Source organism: Bordetella tumulicola (assembly GCF_054779135.1).
Window position 1 is genome coordinate 1 of the sequence record NZ_BAAGYU010000004.1, and the last position, 19,559, is coordinate 19,559.

Sequence of the window (19,559 nt, forward strand, 5' to 3'; positions counted from 1 at the left end):
CCATCCGTGAAGGCGGCCGTACCGTCGGCGCTGGCGTCGTCGCAAAGATCATCGCTTAAGGCGACCCCCAACCAACGAAAGTGGTTGCGTCCCCTCCAACCGCTTTCGTTTTTCGTTCTTTAGGAAACACCATGAAAAACCAGAAGATCCGCATCCGCTTGAAAGCTTTTGACTACAAGCTGATCGATCAGTCTGCTGCCGAGATCGTCGATACCGCCAAGCGCACGGGCGCCGTGGTTCGTGGTCCGGTGCCGCTGCCTACCCGTATCCGCCGCTACGACGTTCTGCGTTCACCTCACGTGAACAAGACGTCGCGCGATCAGTTCGAGATTCGTACCCATCAGCGTTTGATGGACATCGTGGATCCCACCGACAAGACCGTTGACGCCCTGATGCGTCTGGACCTGCCGGCTGGTGTCGACGTCGAAATCGCGCTGCAGTAAGGTATGTCAAGCCCTTCGGGGCTTTGCCGGGCTTTCTGCTTGGCATGAAAAAACGCCACACGCTTCGGAATGTGGCGTTTTTCCATTGTGCACCTAACTACTTGTGCCATCAGGAAAAACTGTGCTAATATGCAAAGCTTGCCATTTTGTGGCAACAGCAACCTGATCGCATGCTAGTGAAAAGCAGTAGCGCCGTAGTAATAGGCGTAAGTAAAGCAAGCGGTTATGGTTACTTGGCCCTGTAGGGTGAAAGCCTTTACCTTTCGCCTGATTAGCCCCGACCAATCGTAGTCGGGAATGGAGAAAACAATGTCGAATTCGACGCCCACGCCCGCCGCTCACCGGCTGGGTCTGGTGGGTCGCAAGGTCGGCATGACCCGCATTTTTACCGAGGAAGGTGAATCCATCCCGGTGACCGTGCTGGACGTGTCGAACAACCGTGTGACCCAGATCAAGTCCCTGGAAGCTGACGGCTATGCTGCAGTCCAGGTGGCTTATGGCACTCGTCGTGCCTCGCGTGTGGCCCAGCCTCAAACTGGTCACTACGCCAAAGCCGGCACTGAAGCCGGCAGCATGCTGAAAGAGTTCCGTCTGGATCCGGCCCGTCTGGCCGAGTTCACGCCGGGCGCCGTCATCGCTGTTGAGTCGGTCTTCGAAGCCGGCCAACAAGTCGACGTGACGGGTACCACCATCGGTAAGGGTTTCGCCGGTACCATCAAGCGTCACCACTTCGGTTCGCAACGCGCGTCGCACGGTAACTCCCGTTCGCACCGCGTACCGGGCTCGATCGGTCAAGCACAAGATCCGGGTCGTATTTTTCCGGGTAAGCGCATGGCGGGTCACCTGGGTGACGTTACCCGTACCGTTCAAAACCTCGACGTCGTGCGTGTGGACGCAGAGCGCGGTCTGCTGTTGGTCAAGGGCGCTGTCCCCGGCCACGCAGGCGGCGATATCGTCGTGCGTCCGGCCATCAAGGCGCCGGCCAAGAAGGGGGCGTAAGCAACATGGATCTCAAGCTCCTGAACGATCAAGGTGAGGCCGCGACTTTTAGCGCGCCCGACACCATTTTCGGTCGTGATTTCAACGAAGCGCTGGTTCACCAAGTCGTCGTGGCCTTTCAGGCCAACGCGCGTAGCGGTGACCGTGCCCAGAAAGATCGTGCCGAAGTCAAGCACAGCACCAAGAAACCCTGGCGCCAAAAGGGTACCGGTCGCGCACGCGCTGGTATGACCTCGTCGCCGTTGTGGCGTGGGGGTGGTCGTGCTTTCCCGAATTCGCCTGAAGAAAACTTCAGCCAAAAGGTCAACAAGAAAATGTATCGCGCGGGTATCCGTTCGATTCTGTCGCAGTTGGCTCGCGAAGACCGCATTGCTGTTGTCGATACGTTCGATCTCGAATCTCCCAAGACCAAGCTGGCAGTTTCCAAGCTAAAGAGTCTGGGCCTGGATTCGGTGTTGATCATTACCGACACCCTCGATGAAAATGTTTACCTCGCCACCCGCAACTTGCCGCATGTTGCCGTGGTCGAGCCCCGTTATGCCGATCCGTTGTCGCTGATCCACTACAAGAAAGTGCTGATCACCAAGCCGGCCATCGCTCAACTCGAGGAGATGCTGGGATGAACGCCGAACGCTTGATGCAAGTCATTCTGGCGCCGGTGGTGACCGAAAAGGCCACCTTCGTCGCCGAGAAAAATCAGCAAGTCGCTTTCCGTGTCGTGGCTGACGCTACCAAACCGGAAATCAAGGCTGCCGTCGAACTGCTGTTCAAGGTGCAGGTCGAGTCCGTGCAGGTCCTCAACCGTAAGGGCAAAGTCAAGCGCTTTGGCCGTTTCATGGGCCGCCGCCGCACTGAGCGCAAGGCTTATGTTGCGCTCAAAGACGGCCAGGAAATCGACTTTGCGGAGGTGAAGTAAATGGCCCTCGTCAAAGTAAAACCGACCTCGGCTGGCCGCCGTGGCATGGTGAAGGTAGTTAGCCCGAACCTGCACAAAGGTGCGCCGCACGCTGCCCTGCTCGAAAAGAAGATCCGTGGTTCTGGCCGTAACAACAACGGTCACATCACGATTCGTCATCGTGGTGGTGGTCACAAGCAGCACTATCGTATCGTCGACTTCCGTCGCAACAAAGATGGCATTCCGGCCACGGTCGAACGCCTCGAGTACGACCCCAACCGTACGGCGCACATTGCTTTGTTGTGCTACGCCGACGGTGAGCGTCGCTACATCATTGCGCCGCGCGGTCTGGCAGTGGGCGCCACGCTGATCTCGGGTATCGAAGCCCCGATTCGCGCTGGTAACACGCTGCCTATCCGTAACATTCCGGTGGGTACCACGATCCACTGCATCGAAATGCTGCCTGGCAAGGGCGCCCAAATGGCGCGTTCGGCTGGTGCATCCGCGGTGCTGCTGGCTCGAGAAGGTACGTACGCTCAGGTGCGTCTGCGTTCGGGCGAAGTCCGTCGCGTTCACATTGAGTGCCGTGCCACCATCGGTGAAGTCGGTAACGAAGAACACAGCCTGCGCCAAATCGGCAAGGCCGGTGCAATGCGTTGGCGCGGTGTGCGTCCGACGGTTCGTGGTGTTGCCATGAACCCGGTGGATCACCCGCACGGTGGCGGCGAAGGCCGTACTGGCGAAGCACGCGAACCGGTCAGCCCGTGGGGCACGCCCTCGAAGGGTTTCAAAACCCGTCGCAACAAGCGGACGAACAATATGATCGTCCAACGGCGCAAGCGCAAGTAAGAGGCGAACACTATGTCACGTTCGATCAAGAAAGGTCCGTTTGTCGACGCCCACCTTATCAACAAGGTGGACGCGGCCGTCGCGGGCAAAGACAAGAAGCCGATCAAAACCTGGTCGCGCCGTTCCACGATCCTGCCCGAGTTTATCGGTCTGACGATCGCTGTGCACAACGGCCGTCAGCATGTTCCCGTGTATATCAACGAGAACATGGTCGGTCACAAGCTCGGCGAGTTTGCACTGACCCGTACGTACAAGGGTCACGCTGCGGACAAGAAGGCGAAGAGGTAAGCGATGGAAACTACTGCCATTATCCGTGGGGTTCACATCTCGGCCCAAAAGACCCGTTTGGTTGCGGATTTGATCCGCGGCAAGTCGGTGTCTCAGGCGCTGAATATCCTCACCTTTTCCCCCAAGAAGGCTGCCGGCATCCTGAAAAAGGCTGTCGAGTCCGCCATCGCGAATGCCGAACACAACGACGGTGCCGATATCGACGAATTGAAAGTCACTACGATTTTCGTCGACAAGGCCCAATCGATGAAGCGTTTCTCGGCTCGTGCCAAGGGCCGCGGTAACCGCATTGAGAAGCAGACCTGCCATATCACGGTCAAGGTCGGAGGCTAAGGAGTCACGATGGGTCAGAAAATTCACCCCACTGGGTTCCGTCTCGCGGTCACCCGTAATTGGTCTTCGCGTTGGTTCGCTGATGACAAAGCTTTCGGCACGATGTTGGCCGAAGACATCCGCGTTCGCGAATACCTCAAGAAAAAGCTCAAGAGCGCTTCTGTTGGCCGCGTCATTATCGAGCGTCCCGCCAAGAACGCACGCATCACCGTTTACTCGGCTCGCCCGGGTGTGGTGATCGGTAAACGCGGCGAAGACATCGAAAACCTGAAGGCTGATCTGCAGCGTCTGATGGGCGTGCCTGTGCACGTCAACATCGAGGAAATCCGCAAGCCGGAAACCGACGCTCAACTGATCGCTGATTCGATTTCGCAGCAGCTCGAAAAGCGCATCATGTTCCGCCGTGCAATGAAGCGTGCTATGCAGAACGCCATGCGTCTGGGTGCTCAAGGCATCAAGATCATGAGCGCAGGCCGTCTGAACGGTATCGAAATCGCACGTACCGAATGGTACCGCGAGGGTCGCGTACCGCTGCACACGCTGAAGGCCAATATCGACTACGGTACTTCCGAAGCCCACACCACCTACGGTGTGATTGGCATCAAGGTCTGGGTCTATAAGGGCGACATGTTGGCCAACGGCGAATTGCCGCCGGAAACCGCTGCTCCGCGTGAAGAAGAGCGTCGTCCGCGTCGCGCACCGCGTGGCGATCGTCCTGGTGGTGATCGTCCGGGTCGTCCGGGTGGTCGTGGTCGTGGTCCCCGCAAGGCGGACGCGGCCCCGGCTCCTGAAGGAGAATAACCATGCTGCAACCCTCTCGCAGAAAGTATCGCAAAGAGCAAAAGGGCCGCAACACCGGTCTCGCGACGCGCGGCACGAACGTGTCGTTCGGCGAGTTCGGCCTGAAGGCCACCGGCCGCGGCCGTCTGACGGCTCGTCAGATCGAAGCTGCTCGTCGCGCCATCAACCGTCACATCAAGCGTGGCGGCCGTATCTGGATTCGCATTTTCCCGGATAAGCCGATCTCGCAAAAGCCAGCCGAAGTCCGGATGGGTAACGGTAAAGGTAACCCGGAGTACTGGGTCGCCGAAATCCAACCCGGCAAGGTGCTCTACGAAATGGAAGGGGTTAGCGAAGAGCTGGCGCGCGAGGCTTTCCGCCTGGCCGCCGCCAAGTTGCCGATCTCGACCACGTTCGTCGCGCGTCATATCGGTGCTTAAGGAGTACACAATGAAAGCTACCGAACTCCGTTCGAAAGACGCCGCCGAGCTCGGCCAAGAGCTCGAGAGCCTGCTGAAGGCACAATTCGGTCTGCGTATGCAGAAGGCCACGCAGCAGCTTGCCAACACCAGCCAGCTGCGCAACGTCCGTCGCGATATCGCGCGTGTGCGTACCTTGCTGACCGAAAAGGCAGGGAAATAAAAATGAGCGAAACTCAAAACACCCAAGTCGCCAAGCGCCAGCGTACGCTGGTTGGCAAAGTTGTTAGCAACAAGATGGACAAGACGATCGTCGTTCTGGTTGAACGTCGCGTCAAGCACCCCATCTATGGCAAGATCATCATGCGCTCCGCAAAGTACAAAGCGCATGACGAGACGAACCAATACAACGAAGGCGATACCGTTGAAATCGCTGAAGGTCGTCCGATCTCGCGCTCGAAGTCCTGGAGCGTGGTTCGTTTGATCGAAGCGGTCCGCATCATCTAATTGATGCGAACCAGATCGACTGGCAATTAACACTTTGTTAAGAGCCGGTCGGTTTGAGGAACGGCGAGGATCCATATCCTTGCCGTTTTCTATTGGCAGGCCTCGTTGACAGCCTTATGGGCGAACCTATTGGTTCAGCCTATATTTGGTAAACCTGCTTGGTAAGATTGATGCGGCCATACCTTTTGTAGTGATACTGCACATTTTTCACACAAAGGGCTTGCGTTCGCATATTAGGTACGCTAGAATTACACGCTTTCCCGAGTTGCCTGTATTGGTTATGTGTTGCAGCCTGATGGCTGCGGTTGGCCGACAAGGGTATCGGGGAAAGTATCCGCAGGATTTCAACCCAGGGTCGTTGTTTTGTTTTGAAGATTGTCTTCGAAATGGGCGGCGGACCTGACGGGACCAAAACTGGCAGGAAATGCGACATCCCCTGGTCGGGAAATCGTAATTCCAGTTAAGTTGGAACAGGAAAAATCATGATCCAAATGCAGACCACGCTGGACGTGGCCGACAACACCGGTGCGCGTGCTGTTATGTGCATCAAGGTGCTCGGTGGCTCCAAGCGCCGTTATGCCGGTATCGGCGACATCATCAAGGTGAGCGTCAAAGATGCGGCTCCGCGCGGGCGCGTCAAAAAAGGCGAAATTTACAACGCCGTGGTGGTTCGTACCGCCAAGGGTGTGCGCCGTAAAGACGGTTCGCTGATCCGCTTCGGTGGCAATGCCGCCGTGTTGCTCAATGCCAAGCTGGAGCCCATCGGCACCCGCATCTTCGGACCCGTTACGCGTGAACTGCGTACCGAGCGTTTCATGAAGATCGTGTCGTTGGCCCCTGAAGTGCTGTAAGGAGCTCACGATGAACAACATTCGTAAAGGCGACGAAGTCGTCGTCCTGACCGGCCGCGACAAAAAGCGTCGTGGCACCGTGCTGGCTCGCGTTGATGCCGATCACGTTCTGGTCGAAGGCGTTAACGTCGTTAAAAAGCACGTCAAGGCCAATCCTATGGCCAACAACCCTGGCGGCATCATCGAAAAGACTTTGCCGATCCACATTTCCAATGTGGCGCTGTTTAACCCGGCCACCGGTAAGGGCGATCGCGTCGGCGTGCAAGAAGTCGATGGCCGCAAGGTCCGCGTGTTCCGTTCCAATGGTGCCGTTGTCGGCGCCAAGGCGTAAGGGGCGACAGACATGTCTCGTTTGCAAGAACTCTACAAGAGCAAAGTTGCTCCTGACCTGAAGGAAAAATTTGGCTACAAGAGCCAAATGGAAGTGCCGCGCATCACCAAGATCACCCTGAACATGGGTGTCTCGGAAGCCGTCGCTGACAAAAAGGTCATCGAGCACGCTGTTTCTGATCTCACCAAGATCGCTGGCCAAAAGCCCGTCATCACCAAGACCCGTAAGGCTATCGCCGGTTTCAAGATCCGCGAAAACTACCCGATCGGTTGCATGGTGACGTTGCGTGGTCAACGTATGTACGAATTCCTGGATCGCCTGGTGGCGGTTGCGTTGCCTCGTGTGCGCGACTTCCGTGGTATTTCCGGTCGTGCATTCGACGGTCGTGGTAACTACAACATCGGGGTGAAAGAGCAGATCATTTTCCCCGAAATCGAATACGACAAGATCGACGCGTTGCGTGGGCTGAACATCAGCATCACTACCACCGCGAAGACCGACGATGAAGCCAAGGCGCTGTTAACGGCCTTCAGCTTCCCGTTCCGTAACTAAGGGGCTGATGACGTGGCTAAACTTTCCCTCATCAATCGCGATATCAAGCGCGCCAAGCTGGCTAACAAGTTCGCGGCTCGCCGTGCTGAACTGAAAGCGATCGTCGACGATCAATCCAAGACCGACGAAGAGCGTTATCAAGCTCGGCTGAAGCTGCAACAACTGCCGCGCAATGCTAACCCGACTCGCCAGCGTAACCGCTGCGTCGTCACGGGTCGTGCGCGCGGTGTCTTCCGCAAGTTTGGGCTGACTCGCCACAAACTGCGTGAAATGGCGATGAAGGGGGAAATCCCCGGCATCACCAAGGCCAGCTGGTAGGAGAAAAAACATGAGCATGAGCGATCCCATCGCCGATATGCTGACTCGCATTCGCAATGCGCAGCAAGTTGACAAAGTTACGGTGAGCATGCCCTCCTCGAAGCTGAAGGCGGCAATTGCCGCTGTGCTCCAGGACGAAGGCTACATCGACAGCTTTGAAGTCAAAGGCACGCAGGCTAAGCCTGAGTTGGAAATCACCCTGAAGTACTACGCTGGCCGTCCGGTTATCGAGCGCATTGAACGCGTTTCGCGCCCTGGCTTGCGTATTTACAAGGGCCGTACCAGCATTCCTCAGGTCATGAACGGCCTGGGCGTGGCTATCGTTTCCACCTCGCGTGGCGTCATGACTGATCGCAAGGCCCGTGCAAGCGGTGTCGGCGGCGAAGTCCTGTGCTACGTGGCCTAAGGAGTAACGATAATGTCACGTATTGCTAAATATCCGGTCGATTTGCCCAAGGGTGTTGAAGCCAACATCCAACAGGACCAAATCACCGTCAAAGGCCCGATGGGCACTTTGAGCCAAGAACTGACGGGTCACGTCAAGGTCGCACTCGACGATGGCAAACTGACGTTTGTTGCTGTTGACGACTCGCGCCATGCTGGCGCTATGTCGGGCACCGTGCGTGCGCTGGTCGCCAACATGGTGACTGGTGTGAGCAAGGGCTTCGAGCGCAAGCTGAACCTGGTGGGTGTGGGTTATCGTGCCCAAATCCAAGGTGATGCCATCAAGCTGCAGTTGGGTTTCTCGCACGATGTTGTGCACAAGCTGCCTGCTGGTATCAAAGCCGAATGCCCGACCCAGACGGAAATCGTCATTAAGGGCTCCAATAAGCAAGTCGTCGGTCAAGTGGCCGCTGAAATCCGCGCCTATCGCGAACCCGAACCCTACAAGGGCAAGGGCGTGCGTTATGCGGACGAACGCGTCGTCATTAAAGAAACCAAGAAGAAATAACGGCGCACGCAAGGACGAATCATGGACAAAAAAGTTTCCCGTTTGCGTCGTGCAGTTACGACCCGTCGGAAGATCTCCGAGTTGCGCGTACACCGCCTCTCGATCTTCCGCTCGAATCTGCACATTTACGCCAACATCATTTCGCCGGAAGGCGATCGCGTGCTGGTCAGCGCTTCGACGCTGGAACCCGAAGTGCGTGCGCAACTGGCCGGTCAAACCGGTCAGGGCGGCAATACTGCCGCTGCCACGCTGGTGGGCAAGCGCGTGGCCGAAAAGGCCAAGGCTGCCGGTATCGAATTGGTCGCTTTCGATCGCTCGGGCTTTCGTTACCATGGCCGCGTGAAAGCGCTGGCCGATGCCGCGCGTGAAGCCGGCCTGAAGTTCTAAGCGAGGATTTGTCAAATGGCTAAAGTACAAGGCAAAGGCGCCGCGGAAAAAGAGAACGACGACGGCTTGCGCGAAAAAATGATCGCGGTAAATCGCGTCAGCAAAGTGGTCAAAGGTGGTCGCACCATGAGCTTCGCCGCGCTGACCGTTGTAGGTGATGGCGATGGCCGTATCGGCATGGGCAAGGGCAAGGCGCGTGAAGTGCCGGTGTCGGTCCAGAAAGCAATGGAACAAGCCCGCCGCGGCATGTTCAAGGTTGCGCTGAAGAACGGCACGTTGCATCACACAGTCGTGGGCAAGCACGGTGCTTCCACCGTCTTGATCTCGCCGGCTGCTGAAGGTACTGGCGTGATTGCCGGTGGCCCGATGCGCGCTATCTTCGACGTGATGGGTGTGCGTAACGTTGTTGCCAAGAGTCTCGGCTCGAGCAATCCCTACAACTTGGTCCGTGCTACGCTGAACGGCCTGCGTGCTTCCCTGACTCCGTCAGAAGTCGCTGCCAAGCGCGGCAAGACCGTCGAAGAGATCCTGGGGTAAATCATGTCTCAGAAGCAGATCAAAGTTACCCTCGTGCGCTCGACGATCGGTACAAAGCAATCCCACCGCGACACCGTCCGCGGTCTGGGTCTGCGCCGTATCAACAGCAGCCGAGTTCTGGTCGACACGCCCGAGGTGCGCGGGATGATCCGTAAAGTGGATTATCTTGTCTCCGTCTCGGAAGCCTAAGGAATTACGATGTCGGATATTCAACTCAATTCGCTGAAGCCCGCTGAGGGTGCCAAGCACGCCAAGCGCCGCGTCGGCCGTGGTATCGGTTCGGGTCTGGGTAAAACCGCCGGTCGTGGCCACAAGGGTCAAAAATCGCGTTCGGGTGGCTTTCACAAAGTCGGCTTCGAAGGCGGTCAAATGCCGCTGCAGCGTCGCCTGCCCAAGCGTGGTTTCACGCCCATGGGTCGACACTTGCATGCCGAGGTTCGCCTGTCGGAACTGCAAGCGCTGCCCATCGACGAGATCGATGTGCAAGCGTTGAAGGCCGCCGGCGTGATCGGTCAACAGGTTCGCTACGCCAAGGTCATCAAGTCCGGTGAACTCTCGCGCAAAGTGACGCTCCAGGGCATCACTGCGACGGCCGGCGCTCGCGCCGCCATCGAAGCCGCGGGCGGCTCGCTTGCTTGATTGCGGGGTAATACGTGGCTAACGCACAGGCACTGGGCAAGACCGGACCGAAGTACGGCGACTTAAAGCGCCGTCTCGTGTTCCTGGTGCTCGCCTTGGTGGTTTACCGGCTGGGTACGCACATTCCCGTACCGGGCATCAATCCGGACGCACTGGCGGACCTGTTCCGTCAAAACCAGGGCGGTATCCTGGGCCTGTTCAACATGTTTTCGGGCGGCGCGTTGTCGCGCTTTTCGATCTTCGCCTTGGGGATCATGCCGTACATCTCTGCATCCATCATTATGCAGTTGATGTCCGTTGTGGTTCCGTCGCTGGAAGCCCTCAAAAAAGAGGGCGAGGCCGGTCGCCGCAAGATCACCCAATACACCCGTTACGGCACTGTGGTGCTGGCGCTGGTGCAGGCGGTGGGTATTTCGGTAGCACTGGAGTCCCAGCCGGGGTTGGTGATTGACCCTGGCATGTTGTTCCGCTTTACGACGGTCGTGACGTTGCTGACCGGCACCATGTTTATCATGTGGCTGGGTGAGCAGATCACCGAGCGTGGTCTGGGTAACGGTATCTCGATTTTGATTTTCGCGGGTATTGTTGCCGGACTGCCTTCGGCGCTGGCTGGATTGCTGGATCTGGTTCGTACCAATGCGATGTCGGTGGTTTCGGCCCTGTTCATCGTGGCGTTGGTGGTGTTGGTCACTGCTTTTGTGGTGTTCGTGGAACGCGGACAGCGCAAGATCACGGTGAACTATGCCAAGCGCCAAGTGGGTAACAAGATCTACGGTGGTCAAAGCTCGCACTTGCCGCTAAAGCTGAACATGGCTGGCGTGATTCCGCCGATCTTTGCGTCGTCGATCATTTTGTTTCCGGCTACGATTACCAGCTGGTTTTCGACGGGTAACAGCATGTTGTGGTTGCGTGACCTGGCAGCGGCTCTTGAGCCTCGTCAGCCGCTCTACATCACGTTGTATTCGGCCGCGATCATTTTCTTCTGCTTCTTCTACACGGCGTTGGTATTCAACAGCCGCGAAACGGCAGATAACCTGAAGAAAAGTGGTGCGTTCGTTCCTGGCATCCGCCCGGGCGAGCAAACAGCGCGCTACATCGACAAGATTCTGATGCGTTTGACGCTGGTGGGTGCGTTGTATATCACCCTGGTGTGTCTACTGCCAGAGTTCTTGGTGATGCGTTGGAATGTACCGTTTTATTTTGGTGGCACGTCCTTGTTGATTATCGTAGTGGTGACGATGGATTTCATGTCCCAGGTTCAGGCCTACATGATGTCGCACCAGTATGATTCGCTACTAAAGAAGGCGAACTTCAAGGGTTCCTCAGGTTTGCCGATGCGGTAGCGAAGAAGAATGTCCAAGGACGACGTCATTCAGATGCAAGGTGAGGTTGTTGAAAATCTCCCCAACGCGACTTTTCGCGTCAAGCTCGAAAACGGCCACGTGGTGTTAGGCCATATTTCCGGCAAGATGCGTATGCATTACATCCGGATTCTGCCGGGCGACAAGGTCACTGTGGAGCTCACGCCCTATGACCTGACAAGGGCAAGAATTGTGTTTCGCTCAAAATGAGTAGATCTGGATTACGGAAAATTAGGAGTCAACCATGAAAGTAATGGCATCGGTTAAGCGGATTTGCCGCCACTGCAAAGTTATTAAACGTCACGGCGTGGTGCGCGTTATCTGCACCGACCCGCGTCACAAGCAGCGTCAAGGCTAACCCCGGTTAGCGACACGCAACGGATTTATTCAAGGAACAGTCATGGCCCGTATTGCTGGCATTAACATTCCGCCGCAACAGCACGCCGAGATCGGCCTGACCGCCATTTTTGGCATCGGTCGTACGCGCGCCCGCAAGATTTGCGAAGCAGCAAATGTACCCCTTTCCAAAAAGGTCAAGGATCTGACCGACGCGGAACTGGAGCGTATTCGCGAACACGTTGGTGTGTTCACGGTCGAGGGTGACCTGCGTCGCGAAGTCCAATTGTCGATCAAGCGTTTGATCGATTTGGGCACTTATCGTGGTATGCGTCACAAGCGCGGTTTGCCCGTGCGCGGCCAGCGCACTCGAACCAACGCCCGCACCCGCAAGGGACCGCGTCGTGCTGCTGCGTCCCTGAAGAAATAATCGAGGAATTAGATTATGGCGAAAGCTTCCACCAGCGGCGCTTCGCGCGTACGCAAAAAGGTCAAGAAGAACGTCTCGGACGGCATTGCGCACGTTCACGCGTCGTTCAACAACACGATCATCACCATTACCGACCGCCAGGGCAATGCTCTGTCGTGGGCGACTTCGGGTGGCGCGGGCTTCAAGGGCTCGCGCAAATCGACGCCGTTCGCCGCTCAGGTGGCTGCCGAAACGGCCGGCCGCGTGGCGCTCGAATATGGCATCAAAACTCTCGAAGTGCGTATCAAGGGCCCTGGTCCTGGTCGCGAATCGTCCGTGCGTGCGCTGAATGCGCTGGGCATCAAGATCTCGAGCATTGCCGATATCACGCCCGTACCGCATAACGGCTGCCGTCCGCCGAAGCGTCGTCGTATCTAAGGGGAATCCACATGGCTCGTTATACTGGACCCAAATGCAAACTCTCGCGCCGCGAGGGTACCGATCTCTTCCTGAAGAGCGCCCGCCGCTCGCTGGATTCCAAGTGCAAGCTGGATTCCAAGCCTGGTCAGCATGGCCGCACTTCGGGATCCCGCACCTCCGACTACGGTCTGCAACTGCGTGAAAAGCAAAAGCTCAAGCGTATGTACGGCGTGCTGGAGAAGCAATTCCGCAAGTACTTCGCTGAAGCCGAGCGTCGCCGTGGCAACACGGGCGAAACACTGATTCAGTTGCTGGAATCGCGCCTGGACAACGTGGTGTACCGCATGGGCTTCGGCTCGACGCGTGCTGAAGCCCGCCAACTGGTTAGCCACCGCGCTGTCGAGTTGAATGGTCACACCGCAGACATCGCTTCGATGATCGTCAAGGCTGGAGACGTGATCACCATCCGCGAAAAGGCCAAGAAGCAAGGTCGTATCCGCGAATCGCTGGATTTGGCCTCGAGCATCGGCATCCCCCAATGGGTGGAGGTCGATACGAACAAAATGGCCGGTACGTTCAAGGCAGCTCCCGATCGTGCTGATGTCGCTCGCGATATCAACGAATCGATGGTCGTCGAACTGTACTCGCGTTAATCGTAGCCAGTGCGATCTTGATGATCGCACTGCTTGCTTCGTTTTTTCGATTGCAAGTCCCGCAGCAACCCGCTTCCGCGATTTCCGCGCAAGCGGGTTTTGCGGTCATAGTGAGCAGCACTTTTTGCTGCGTTTCTTTTGTTTCCATCAGCCTTATCGGTGTAACGAGCCGAGGGTATTGAAAAGGAATACTGTACATGTCCACTCAAGGTTTTCTGAAGCCGCGTTCCATTGATGTTCAACCGGTCGGCACTCACCATGCCAAGATCGTGATGGAACCCTTCGAGCGTGGTTACGGCCACACGCTGGGCAACGCCCTGCGCCGTATTTTGCTGTCTTCGATGACGGGCTACGCGCCCACCGAAGTGCAACTGACCGGCGTCGTGCACGAATACTCGACCATTCCCGGTGTGCGCGAAGATGTCGTCGACATCCTGCTGAACCTGAAGGGCGTGGTTTTCAAGCTGCACAATCGTGACGAAGTCACGCTGGTGCTGCGCAAGAATGGCGTGGGCGCCGTGTTGGCCAGCGATATCGAGCTGCCGCATGACGTCGAGATCATCAATCCCGATCACCTCATCTGCAACCTGACCGACGCCGGCAAGGTGGAAATGCAGATCAAGGTCGAAAAGGGTCGCGGCTATGTGCCGGGTAACGTGCGTGCCCTGTCCGAAGACCGTACCCACACGATTGGTCGTATCGTGCTGGACGCTTCGTTCAGCCCCGTGCGCCGCGTCAGCTACGCTGTTGAAAGCGCTCGCGTTGAGCAGCGTACCGACCTGGACAAGCTGGTTCTGGATATCGAAACCAACGGCGTTATCTCGCCTGAGGAAGCCGTTCGTCAGTCGGCTCGCATTCTGATGGATCAGATTTCGGTGTTTGCGGCCCTGGAAGGCGCAGGCGATTCGTACGAAGCGCCGGTGCGTGGCACGCCGCAAATCGATCCGGTGCTGCTGCGTCCGGTGGACGATCTGGAGTTGACGGTGCGTTCGGCCAACTGCCTGAAGGCCGAAAACATTTACTACATCGGCGACCTGATCCAGCGTACTGAAAACGAGTTGCTCAAGACCCCGAACCTGGGTCGTAAGTCGCTCAACGAAATCAAGGAAGTTCTGGCTGCACGTGGCTTGACCTTGGGCATGAAGCTCGAGAACTGGCCGCCTCTGGGTCTGGAACGCCCCTGATTCGTCCATTAAATTACCCATTTTCTACCGGACCGCAGTCTGGCAACAGGCTGATAGAAGATCCGGATAACCTGGTGGTGCAAGCGCCGCCTTTAGATTCAAAAGGAACTTATCATGCGTCACGGTAATGGTTTGCGTAAACTCAATCGTACTAGCAGCCACCGTCTTGCCATGTTTCGCAACATGGCCGTTTCGTTGTTGACCCACGAAGCGATCAAGACCACGCTGCCCAAGGCGAAAGAACTGCGCCGCGTCGTTGAACCCCTGATTACTCTGGGCAAGGAACCCACTCTGGCGAACAAGCGTCTGGCTTTTGCCCGTCTGCGTGATCGCGATGCTGTGGTGAAGCTGTTTGCCGAAATCGGTCCCCGCTATGCGGCCCGTAACGGCGGCTATACCCGCATTCTGAAGATGGGTTTCCGTCAAGGCGATAACGCTCCCATGGCTTTCATGGAATTGGTGGATCGTCCTGAAGTCGAGGAAACCGAGGCCGACAACGCTGCCGAATAATCCGGTCAGTGAATAAGCGCAAAGGCGAGCTCTCGGGCTCGCCTTTGTTTTAAGGGCCTGCGTTCATTTTCTTAAGGACGGGTTTTTAAGGCTTCCTGCAACTGAGCGGCCGTCGCCGCCAATTGCTCGGCGGGCGGCTGCGGAGGCGTGATGAATTCCAGATCCTGCTGGGCAATGTATTGAGTGGACGTCACGTCTTGCAGCGTGTGCATGGGGATGAGATGCGCGTGTGCATGAGCCACGTGGATGCCGGTAAAGACGAATCCGACGCGTTCGACCTGATATAGGGCCTTCATGGCCTGAGCCAGCGATTGGCCGAGTGCCAGAATCTGATTGGCCCGTCGCTGCGGCAGATCTTCGAAGTACGGGTAGTGCTGCTTGGGAATAATCAGCACATGCCCTGGCCGGACAGGTTGAATGTCCAGAAAGGCCAGTATGTCCTCGTCTTCGTGCACGATGTGCGCGGGAATCTGGCCTTGTGCGATACGGCAGAACAAGCAGGAGTCTGACATGGCGATAGGGTCTCTGTGACGATACACAAAGTAAGATACCGTATAGACACTGCGGTGCAAACCGTTTGCAGGAGCTCTCATGTCGCGCGACGACGATATCGTGCTGGTTATCAGTAACGCCCCAGACCTATTGTTGGCTAAACGTATTGCCCATGTGTTGGTAGAGGATGGTCTGGCAGCCTGCGTGAACCTCGGTGCCCCCATTTTGTCCATTTATCACTGGGAAGGCCAAATCGAAGGGGCAGACGAGGTACCGATGTGGATCAAGACGACCGCTGGCCATCAGCATGCCCTTGTCCAGGCCTTGGCTAAACTGCATCCGTACGAGGTGCCTGAAATCATCGTCGTCCCGGTGATAGGCGGCAGTGCGGCTTATCTGGATTGGGTGCGTAATCAAGCAACGGGCAAGCCCATTGACTAAGAGAATTTGATGCATCAGTTCATGGTTCGTAAACCGTCGCGATGGCGGTATGGCTGGATCGCGCTGACCGCTATCGCGATCTGGCTCATGTTGGCCTGGCGTCCAGTGGCCGCGCTGTCAGAGGATGATTTTTTGCCGCCGGAGCAGGCTTTCGTGTTCAGTGCAACGATGGCCGCGCCCGGCACCGTCGAGCTGCAATATCGCATCGCCCCGGGGTACTACATGTATCGCGAGCGGTTTCAGTTGCAAGCCGATCCAGAGGGCGCAGTGACGTTGGGGCAGCCCGTTTATCCACAGGGTGACGTCAAATACGACCCTACCTTCGAAAAGAATATGGAGGTCTATCACCGTCAGGTGACGATCACGGTACCGGTTGCGGGAACGCAGCCGTTCGTCCTGAAAGTGACCAGTCAAGGCTGTGCCGATGCTGGGCTGTGCTACCCACCTGCAGATCACACGATCAAGCTGACCCCTATTGCTGGGGGGTATGGGTTGGACAGCGCCGATGCGAGCCGCTCAGTGACGGGCTTGGTGGTCGGTGGCTCGGGCGTGGCGAATTCATCTACCAGTTCGGCTTCCACGGGCGGACTGACTTCGCTGTTGTCTGCCGGCGATATGGGGCTGGCCGATGCAATCAGCGGTTTGGGTTGGCTCAAGACCGCAGGTGTGTTCTGGGTATTGGGCCTGTTGTTGGCGTTAACACCATGCGTGTTGCCGATGATTCCCATTTTGTCTTCCATCGTTGTCGGCGGAACACGGGATGTGCGTCCGGGGCGTTGGCGTGGCCTGGGCTTGGCAGCGGCCTATGTATTGGGTATGTCGGTGGTCTACACGGCATTGGGCGTGGCGGCCGGCCTGAGCGGCGCGGGTCTGGCGGCATGGTTACAGACGCCGTGGATTTTGGCCGTATTTGCTGGCGTATTGGTCATACTGGCCGTTGCAACGTTTGGCGCTTTTGATTTTCAGGTCCCGGGCGCCGTGCAGAGCTGGTTGACAGCACGTTCGACGCGCATCCCCGGAGGGCGCGTAACAGGTGCTTTGGCAATGGGCGCGATATCGGCGTTGATCGTGGGCCCCTGCGTCGCGGCCCCGTTGGCCGGCGCCTTGTTGTACATATCCCAGACCGGCGACGTGGTACTGGGCGCTGCAGCGCTGTTTGCGCTGGCTTGGGGCATGGGCGTGCCTTTGCTGATTGTGGGCGCGTCGTCCGGTGCGCTACTGCCTAAAGCTGGGCCGTGGATGGATGGCGTCAAGCGATTGTTCGGCATGCTGTTGCTCGCCACAGCGTGGTGGATGCTCATCCCCATTACACCGACGTGGTTGCAGATGACAGGCTGGGCATTTTTGGCCATCGTGGGTGCCGTGATGTTGCGCGCCTTTGATGGATTGCCCGATTCGGCAGGGGCTCCCCGTATGTTCGCAAAAGGCATCGGATTGCTGCTGGCCTTAGCAGCCGCAGCGTGGTTGGTGGGTGCGGCTAGCGGGGGGCGTGACGTTTTGCAGCCACTGTCGCATTTGGTGCAGCGAGGTGGTGGCAACGAGACGATTGCAGCCACGGGGCATGTGGAATTTACACGCGTGCGCAATACCGCCGAGTTGGATGCTTTGCTGGCGCAGAGCACCCGACCCGTGATGTTGGATTTCTATGCGGATTGGTGTGTATCGTGCCGCGAAATGGAGCGCTTTACGTTTTCTGATCCTGTCGTCGCGAGCAAACTGTCGCGCATGTTGCTGGTACAAGCCGACGTGACACAGAATAATGCGGACGATCGAGAGCTGCTGAAGCGATTTCGATTATTTGGGCCGCCCGGCATTCTATTTTTTGAGCCGGGTGGTACACCTATCGCTGACGCTCGCGTCGTTGGGTTTCAGGATGCGGCCCGTTTCGCGAGTGTATTAGACCGAGTGTTGCGTTAGGAATAAGAAAAGAGGGCCCTCTATGCGGCCCAGGGCGACGCAACTGCGGTATTACCGCTGTTTAAGTAGCTTGGCCGCCTCGATAGCAAAGTACGTCAGGATGCCGTCGGCGCCTGCTCGCTTAAAGCCCAGCAGGGCTTCCATCATGACCTTGTCGTGATCGAGCCAGCCGTTGGCGGCCGCGGCCTTGATCATGGCGTATTCCCCACTGACCTGATAGGCAAAAGTCGGGACACGGAAGGTGTCTTTGACGCGGCGTAGTACGTCCAGATAGGGCATCCCGGGTTTGACCATGACCATGTCGGCGCCTTCTTGAAGATCGGCGGCGACTTCGCGCAGCGCTTCGTCGATATTGCCCGGGTCCATCTGGTAGGCCATTTTGTCGGATTTGCCGAGGTTGCTGGCCGAGCCTACGGCGTCACGGAAGGGGCCGTAGAACGCGCTGGCGTATTTGGCGGAGTACGCCATGATCCGGGTATGGATGTGCTGCTTGGACTCAAGGGCGGCGCGTATGGCGCCGATGCGACCGTCCATCATGTCGCTGGGGGCGACGATGTCGACGCCGGCTTCTGCCTGGACCAGGGCCTGTCGGATCAGAATTTCGACGGTGGGCTCGTTGATCACGTAGCCATGGTCATCGATGATGCCGTCCTGACCATGGCTGGTGTAGGGGTCCAGGGCAACGTCGGTGAGAATGCCCAGTTGTGGGAAACGCTGTTTCAGCGCGGTGACCACACGCGGGATCAGGCCGTCGGGGTTGGCGGCCTCGATGCCGTCTGGCGTCTTGAGCGCCGGGTCGATGGCCGGGAACAGGGACAGGACCGGGATGCCGAGCGCGACACATTCCTCGGCGACGGTCAGCAGTGTGTCGGGCGAATAGCGGACGACGCCGGGTAACGATGGCACGGGCTCGCGCAGACCATTGCCTTCGGCGACGAAAACCGGATAGATCAGATCGTTGACCGTCAACGTGCTTTCGCGAACCAGACGACGGGTAAAGTCGTCGCGGCGCAGGCGGCGTGGGCGCGAGGTCGGAAATGCGGGAGCGATGAGGGTGGGCTTCATGGCACGACCTTTGGGGATATCCAGTTTTCGATGTATTGCGTTGCTTCGGGCAGGCCGATGCGTTCGGTGGCCGAGAACGGTACGGTGTAGAGCGCACCGATGTCAGCAAGTTGTTTGCGCACGGCAAAGACGGCGCGCTGGCGTTGGCCATACGGCAGCTTGTCGGCTTTGGTCAAGAGCGCCAGCACAGGGCGGCCCGTGGGCGCGATGAAATCGGCCAGGCGGCGATCCAGCTCGGTGACGCCGCGGCGAATGTCGATCAGCAAGACGATGCCTGCCAAAGACGGCCGGTCGCGGAGGTAGCCGCCAAGGATGTCAGACCATTTTTCTTTTTCCTTGTAGGCGACGGAGGCATAGCCGTAGCCTGGCAAATCGACCAGAAAACCCAGCGGCTGTTCGGGCTCCAACGGGTCGGGCAGGCCAAACAAGTTAATCAGTCGTGTGCGGCCGGGCGTCTTGCTGGAAAAGGCCAGCCGACGCTGATTACACAGCACGTTGATGGCGGAGGATTTGCCCGCGTTGGAGCGGCCAACAAAGCAGACTTCGGGCGCGCCGGGGTCTGGCAGTTGGTCGAGTTGGGCCGCCGAAATATAGAAGGAGGCGCGATGGAGGAGGGACACGTGGGAAGTCCGATACAGGTGGTTGTGAACCCTATTGTATAATCGTGCGTTTGCAGCAGTGGTACCCCTGC

Annotated in this window: 34 protein-coding genes; 31 read left to right on the forward strand and 3 right to left on the reverse strand. The window is 57.7% G+C overall.

Features of this window, described 5'->3' with window-relative positions:
- Positions 1 to 131: 131 nt before the first annotated feature.
- The 29 genes from rpsJ to rplQ all read left to right on the forward strand — a co-directional run bounded on the left by rpsJ (position 132) and on the right by rplQ (position 14,953).
- Positions 132 to 443 (forward strand): 30S ribosomal protein S10, encoded by a 312-nt coding sequence (gene rpsJ, locus ACYVDM_RS02095; RefSeq protein WP_003806903.1) that lies wholly within the window; start codon positions 132 to 134, stop codon positions 441 to 443.
- Between the two features lie 309 nt (positions 444 to 752).
- Positions 753 to 1,442: a 50S ribosomal protein L3 gene (rplC, locus tag ACYVDM_RS02100; RefSeq protein WP_415791290.1), complete on the forward strand. Its 690-nt coding sequence runs from the start codon at positions 753 to 755 to the stop codon at positions 1,440 to 1,442.
- A 5-nt stretch (positions 1,443 to 1,447) separates the two neighbouring features.
- Positions 1,448 to 2,065 (forward strand): 50S ribosomal protein L4, encoded by a 618-nt coding sequence (gene rplD / locus ACYVDM_RS02105; RefSeq protein ID WP_415791288.1) that lies wholly within the window; start codon positions 1,448 to 1,450, stop codon positions 2,063 to 2,065.
- Positions 2,062 to 2,358 carry a 50S ribosomal protein L23 gene (gene rplW / locus ACYVDM_RS02110; RefSeq protein WP_415791286.1) on the forward strand — a complete coding sequence of 99 codons (297 nt, stop codon included), beginning with the start codon at positions 2,062 to 2,064 and terminating at the stop codon, positions 2,356 to 2,358. Before rplD ends, rplW begins: the two co-directional genes overlap by 4 nt.
- Entirely contained in the window at positions 2,359 to 3,186 is an 828-nt protein-coding gene (gene rplB / locus ACYVDM_RS02115; protein WP_415791284.1) for a 50S ribosomal protein L2, read from the forward strand. It begins immediately after the preceding gene.
- A gap of 12 nt (positions 3,187 to 3,198) precedes the next feature.
- Positions 3,199 to 3,474: a 30S ribosomal protein S19 gene (gene rpsS, locus ACYVDM_RS02120; protein WP_415791282.1), complete on the forward strand. Its 276-nt coding sequence runs from the start codon at positions 3,199 to 3,201 to the stop codon at positions 3,472 to 3,474.
- Positions 3,475 to 3,477: 3 nt separating this feature from the next.
- On the forward strand, positions 3,478 to 3,807 hold the full coding sequence (gene rplV, locus ACYVDM_RS02125) for a 50S ribosomal protein L22 (RefSeq protein ID WP_415791280.1): 330 nt from the start codon (positions 3,478 to 3,480) through the stop codon (positions 3,805 to 3,807).
- A gap of 9 nt (positions 3,808 to 3,816) precedes the next feature.
- Positions 3,817 to 4,608, forward strand: a complete 792-nt coding sequence (gene rpsC, locus ACYVDM_RS02130; protein WP_415791278.1) for a 30S ribosomal protein S3 — start codon at positions 3,817 to 3,819, stop codon at positions 4,606 to 4,608.
- 2 nt (positions 4,609 to 4,610) lie between these two features.
- Positions 4,611 to 5,027, forward strand: coding sequence for a 50S ribosomal protein L16 (rplP, locus tag ACYVDM_RS02135; protein WP_029579982.1), 417 nt, complete (start codon positions 4,611 to 4,613; stop codon positions 5,025 to 5,027).
- A gap of 10 nt (positions 5,028 to 5,037) precedes the next feature.
- On the forward strand, positions 5,038 to 5,229 hold the full coding sequence (gene rpmC, locus ACYVDM_RS02140; RefSeq protein WP_415791276.1) for a 50S ribosomal protein L29: 192 nt from the start codon (positions 5,038 to 5,040) through the stop codon (positions 5,227 to 5,229).
- 2 nt (positions 5,230 to 5,231) lie between these two features.
- Positions 5,232 to 5,513 (forward strand): 30S ribosomal protein S17, encoded by a 282-nt coding sequence (gene rpsQ, locus ACYVDM_RS02145; protein WP_415791274.1) that lies wholly within the window; start codon positions 5,232 to 5,234, stop codon positions 5,511 to 5,513.
- Positions 5,514 to 5,995: 482 nt separating this feature from the next.
- Positions 5,996 to 6,364, forward strand: a complete 369-nt coding sequence (gene rplN / locus ACYVDM_RS02150; protein WP_003806916.1) for a 50S ribosomal protein L14 — start codon at positions 5,996 to 5,998, stop codon at positions 6,362 to 6,364.
- Positions 6,365 to 6,374: 10 nt separating this feature from the next.
- A complete protein-coding gene (rplX, locus tag ACYVDM_RS02155; protein WP_415791270.1) occupies positions 6,375 to 6,695 on the forward strand; it encodes a 50S ribosomal protein L24 in 321 nt (106 codons plus the stop codon).
- 12 nt (positions 6,696 to 6,707) lie between these two features.
- Positions 6,708 to 7,247, forward strand: coding sequence for a 50S ribosomal protein L5 (rplE, locus tag ACYVDM_RS02160; protein WP_415791268.1), 540 nt, complete (start codon positions 6,708 to 6,710; stop codon positions 7,245 to 7,247).
- A gap of 12 nt (positions 7,248 to 7,259) precedes the next feature.
- Entirely contained in the window at positions 7,260 to 7,565 is a 306-nt protein-coding gene (gene rpsN, locus ACYVDM_RS02165) for a 30S ribosomal protein S14 (protein WP_415791266.1), read from the forward strand.
- 10 nt (positions 7,566 to 7,575) lie between these two features.
- Positions 7,576 to 7,971, forward strand: coding sequence for a 30S ribosomal protein S8 (gene rpsH / locus ACYVDM_RS02170; RefSeq protein WP_415791264.1), 396 nt, complete (start codon positions 7,576 to 7,578; stop codon positions 7,969 to 7,971).
- 12 nt (positions 7,972 to 7,983) lie between these two features.
- Positions 7,984 to 8,517: a 50S ribosomal protein L6 gene (rplF, locus tag ACYVDM_RS02175; protein ID WP_415791262.1), complete on the forward strand. Its 534-nt coding sequence runs from the start codon at positions 7,984 to 7,986 to the stop codon at positions 8,515 to 8,517.
- Between the two features lie 21 nt (positions 8,518 to 8,538).
- Entirely contained in the window at positions 8,539 to 8,904 is a 366-nt protein-coding gene (gene rplR / locus ACYVDM_RS02180) for a 50S ribosomal protein L18 (protein WP_415791260.1), read from the forward strand.
- Positions 8,905 to 8,919: 15 nt separating this feature from the next.
- The gene (rpsE, locus tag ACYVDM_RS02185; protein ID WP_415791258.1) at positions 8,920 to 9,441 is read left to right on the forward strand and encodes a 30S ribosomal protein S5; all 522 of its coding nucleotides are present in this window, start codon (positions 8,920 to 8,922) and stop codon (positions 9,439 to 9,441) included.
- A 3-nt stretch (positions 9,442 to 9,444) separates the two neighbouring features.
- Positions 9,445 to 9,630 (forward strand): 50S ribosomal protein L30, encoded by a 186-nt coding sequence (gene rpmD, locus ACYVDM_RS02190; RefSeq protein WP_415791256.1) that lies wholly within the window; start codon positions 9,445 to 9,447, stop codon positions 9,628 to 9,630.
- Positions 9,631 to 9,639: 9 nt separating this feature from the next.
- Entirely contained in the window at positions 9,640 to 10,080 is a 441-nt protein-coding gene (gene rplO, locus ACYVDM_RS02195; RefSeq protein WP_415791254.1) for a 50S ribosomal protein L15, read from the forward strand.
- 14 nt (positions 10,081 to 10,094) lie between these two features.
- Entirely contained in the window at positions 10,095 to 11,423 is a 1,329-nt protein-coding gene (secY, locus tag ACYVDM_RS02200; protein WP_415791252.1) for a preprotein translocase subunit SecY, read from the forward strand.
- 9 nt (positions 11,424 to 11,432) lie between these two features.
- Positions 11,433 to 11,651, forward strand: coding sequence for a translation initiation factor IF-1 (gene infA, locus ACYVDM_RS02205; protein ID WP_160351891.1), 219 nt, complete (start codon positions 11,433 to 11,435; stop codon positions 11,649 to 11,651).
- 34 nt (positions 11,652 to 11,685) lie between these two features.
- Positions 11,686 to 11,799 carry a 50S ribosomal protein L36 gene (gene rpmJ / locus ACYVDM_RS02210; RefSeq protein WP_114419073.1) on the forward strand — a complete coding sequence of 38 codons (114 nt, stop codon included), beginning with the start codon at positions 11,686 to 11,688 and terminating at the stop codon, positions 11,797 to 11,799.
- Positions 11,800 to 11,841: 42 nt separating this feature from the next.
- Positions 11,842 to 12,207 carry a 30S ribosomal protein S13 gene (gene rpsM, locus ACYVDM_RS02215; RefSeq protein ID WP_012251748.1) on the forward strand — a complete coding sequence of 122 codons (366 nt, stop codon included), beginning with the start codon at positions 11,842 to 11,844 and terminating at the stop codon, positions 12,205 to 12,207.
- A gap of 15 nt (positions 12,208 to 12,222) precedes the next feature.
- Positions 12,223 to 12,624, forward strand: a complete 402-nt coding sequence (rpsK, locus tag ACYVDM_RS02220) for a 30S ribosomal protein S11 (RefSeq protein ID WP_006216516.1) — start codon at positions 12,223 to 12,225, stop codon at positions 12,622 to 12,624.
- A gap of 11 nt (positions 12,625 to 12,635) precedes the next feature.
- Complete coding sequence (gene rpsD, locus ACYVDM_RS02225) at positions 12,636 to 13,259, forward strand: 30S ribosomal protein S4 (RefSeq protein WP_415791248.1); 624 nt, start codon at positions 12,636 to 12,638, stop codon at positions 13,257 to 13,259.
- Positions 13,260 to 13,456: 197 nt separating this feature from the next.
- On the forward strand, positions 13,457 to 14,443 hold the full coding sequence (locus ACYVDM_RS02230) for a DNA-directed RNA polymerase subunit alpha (RefSeq protein WP_415791246.1): 987 nt from the start codon (positions 13,457 to 13,459) through the stop codon (positions 14,441 to 14,443).
- Between the two features lie 114 nt (positions 14,444 to 14,557).
- Positions 14,558 to 14,953: a 50S ribosomal protein L17 gene (gene rplQ, locus ACYVDM_RS02235; RefSeq protein WP_415791244.1), complete on the forward strand. Its 396-nt coding sequence runs from the start codon at positions 14,558 to 14,560 to the stop codon at positions 14,951 to 14,953.
- 71 nt (positions 14,954 to 15,024) lie between these two features.
- On the opposite strand, the gene ACYVDM_RS02240 is transcribed toward rplQ, so the two are convergent.
- Entirely contained in the window at positions 15,025 to 15,465 is a 441-nt protein-coding gene (locus tag ACYVDM_RS02240) for an HIT family protein (RefSeq protein ID WP_415791242.1), read from the reverse strand.
- Positions 15,466 to 15,544: 79 nt separating this feature from the next.
- On the opposite strand from ACYVDM_RS02240, the gene cutA reads away from it, so the two are divergent.
- Complete coding sequence (gene cutA, locus ACYVDM_RS02245; protein ID WP_415791240.1) at positions 15,545 to 15,886, forward strand: divalent-cation tolerance protein CutA; 342 nt, start codon at positions 15,545 to 15,547, stop codon at positions 15,884 to 15,886.
- A gap of 9 nt (positions 15,887 to 15,895) precedes the next feature.
- On the forward strand, positions 15,896 to 17,803 hold the full coding sequence (gene dsbD, locus ACYVDM_RS02250; protein ID WP_415791238.1) for a protein-disulfide reductase DsbD: 1,908 nt from the start codon (positions 15,896 to 15,898) through the stop codon (positions 17,801 to 17,803).
- A 51-nt stretch (positions 17,804 to 17,854) separates the two neighbouring features.
- Here the strand turns inward: dsbD and hemB are convergent, their stop codons facing one another.
- Together hemB and yihA are read right to left on the reverse strand one after the other, a co-directional pair.
- Positions 17,855 to 18,868 (reverse strand): porphobilinogen synthase, encoded by a 1,014-nt coding sequence (gene hemB / locus ACYVDM_RS02255; RefSeq protein ID WP_415791236.1) that lies wholly within the window; start codon positions 18,866 to 18,868, stop codon positions 17,855 to 17,857.
- On the reverse strand, positions 18,865 to 19,488 hold the full coding sequence (gene yihA, locus ACYVDM_RS02260) for a ribosome biogenesis GTP-binding protein YihA/YsxC (protein WP_415791234.1): 624 nt from the start codon (positions 19,486 to 19,488) through the stop codon (positions 18,865 to 18,867). Before yihA ends, hemB begins: the two co-directional genes overlap by 4 nt.
- Between the last annotated feature and the right edge of the window lie 71 nt (positions 19,489 to 19,559).

Coding starts and splice junctions, on each gene's coding strand:
- rpsJ (WP_003806903.1), top strand. CDS start 132: ATGAAAAACCAGAAGATCCGCATCCGCTTGAAAGCTTTTGACTACAAG.
- rplC (WP_415791290.1), top strand. CDS start 753: ATGTCGAATTCGACGCCCACGCCCGCCGCTCACCGGCTGGGTCTGGTG.
- rplD (WP_415791288.1), top strand. CDS start 1,448: ATGGATCTCAAGCTCCTGAACGATCAAGGTGAGGCCGCGACTTTTAGC.
- rplW (WP_415791286.1), top strand. CDS start 2,062: ATGAACGCCGAACGCTTGATGCAAGTCATTCTGGCGCCGGTGGTGACC.
- rplB (WP_415791284.1), top strand. CDS start 2,359: ATGGCCCTCGTCAAAGTAAAACCGACCTCGGCTGGCCGCCGTGGCATG.
- rpsS (WP_415791282.1), top strand. CDS start 3,199: ATGTCACGTTCGATCAAGAAAGGTCCGTTTGTCGACGCCCACCTTATC.
- rplV (WP_415791280.1), top strand. CDS start 3,478: ATGGAAACTACTGCCATTATCCGTGGGGTTCACATCTCGGCCCAAAAG.
- rpsC (WP_415791278.1), top strand. CDS start 3,817: ATGGGTCAGAAAATTCACCCCACTGGGTTCCGTCTCGCGGTCACCCGT.
- rplP (WP_029579982.1), top strand. CDS start 4,611: ATGCTGCAACCCTCTCGCAGAAAGTATCGCAAAGAGCAAAAGGGCCGC.
- rpmC (WP_415791276.1), top strand. CDS start 5,038: ATGAAAGCTACCGAACTCCGTTCGAAAGACGCCGCCGAGCTCGGCCAA.
- rpsQ (WP_415791274.1), top strand. CDS start 5,232: ATGAGCGAAACTCAAAACACCCAAGTCGCCAAGCGCCAGCGTACGCTG.
- rplN (WP_003806916.1), top strand. CDS start 5,996: ATGATCCAAATGCAGACCACGCTGGACGTGGCCGACAACACCGGTGCG.
- rplX (WP_415791270.1), top strand. CDS start 6,375: ATGAACAACATTCGTAAAGGCGACGAAGTCGTCGTCCTGACCGGCCGC.
- rplE (WP_415791268.1), top strand. CDS start 6,708: ATGTCTCGTTTGCAAGAACTCTACAAGAGCAAAGTTGCTCCTGACCTG.
- rpsH (WP_415791264.1), top strand. CDS start 7,576: ATGAGCATGAGCGATCCCATCGCCGATATGCTGACTCGCATTCGCAAT.
- rplF (WP_415791262.1), top strand. CDS start 7,984: ATGTCACGTATTGCTAAATATCCGGTCGATTTGCCCAAGGGTGTTGAA.
- rplR (WP_415791260.1), top strand. CDS start 8,539: ATGGACAAAAAAGTTTCCCGTTTGCGTCGTGCAGTTACGACCCGTCGG.
- rpsE (WP_415791258.1), top strand. CDS start 8,920: ATGGCTAAAGTACAAGGCAAAGGCGCCGCGGAAAAAGAGAACGACGAC.
- rpmD (WP_415791256.1), top strand. CDS start 9,445: ATGTCTCAGAAGCAGATCAAAGTTACCCTCGTGCGCTCGACGATCGGT.
- rplO (WP_415791254.1), top strand. CDS start 9,640: ATGTCGGATATTCAACTCAATTCGCTGAAGCCCGCTGAGGGTGCCAAG.
- infA (WP_160351891.1), top strand. CDS start 11,433: ATGTCCAAGGACGACGTCATTCAGATGCAAGGTGAGGTTGTTGAAAAT.
- rpmJ (WP_114419073.1), top strand. CDS start 11,686: ATGAAAGTAATGGCATCGGTTAAGCGGATTTGCCGCCACTGCAAAGTT.
- rpsM (WP_012251748.1), top strand. CDS start 11,842: ATGGCCCGTATTGCTGGCATTAACATTCCGCCGCAACAGCACGCCGAG.
- rpsK (WP_006216516.1), top strand. CDS start 12,223: ATGGCGAAAGCTTCCACCAGCGGCGCTTCGCGCGTACGCAAAAAGGTC.
- rpsD (WP_415791248.1), top strand. CDS start 12,636: ATGGCTCGTTATACTGGACCCAAATGCAAACTCTCGCGCCGCGAGGGT.
- ACYVDM_RS02230 (WP_415791246.1), top strand. CDS start 13,457: ATGTCCACTCAAGGTTTTCTGAAGCCGCGTTCCATTGATGTTCAACCG.
- rplQ (WP_415791244.1), top strand. CDS start 14,558: ATGCGTCACGGTAATGGTTTGCGTAAACTCAATCGTACTAGCAGCCAC.
- ACYVDM_RS02240 (WP_415791242.1), bottom strand. CDS start 15,465: ATGTCAGACTCCTGCTTGTTCTGCCGTATCGCACAAGGCCAGATTCCC.
- cutA (WP_415791240.1), top strand. CDS start 15,545: ATGTCGCGCGACGACGATATCGTGCTGGTTATCAGTAACGCCCCAGAC.
- dsbD (WP_415791238.1), top strand. CDS start 15,896: ATGCATCAGTTCATGGTTCGTAAACCGTCGCGATGGCGGTATGGCTGG.
- hemB (WP_415791236.1), bottom strand. CDS start 18,868: ATGAAGCCCACCCTCATCGCTCCCGCATTTCCGACCTCGCGCCCACGC.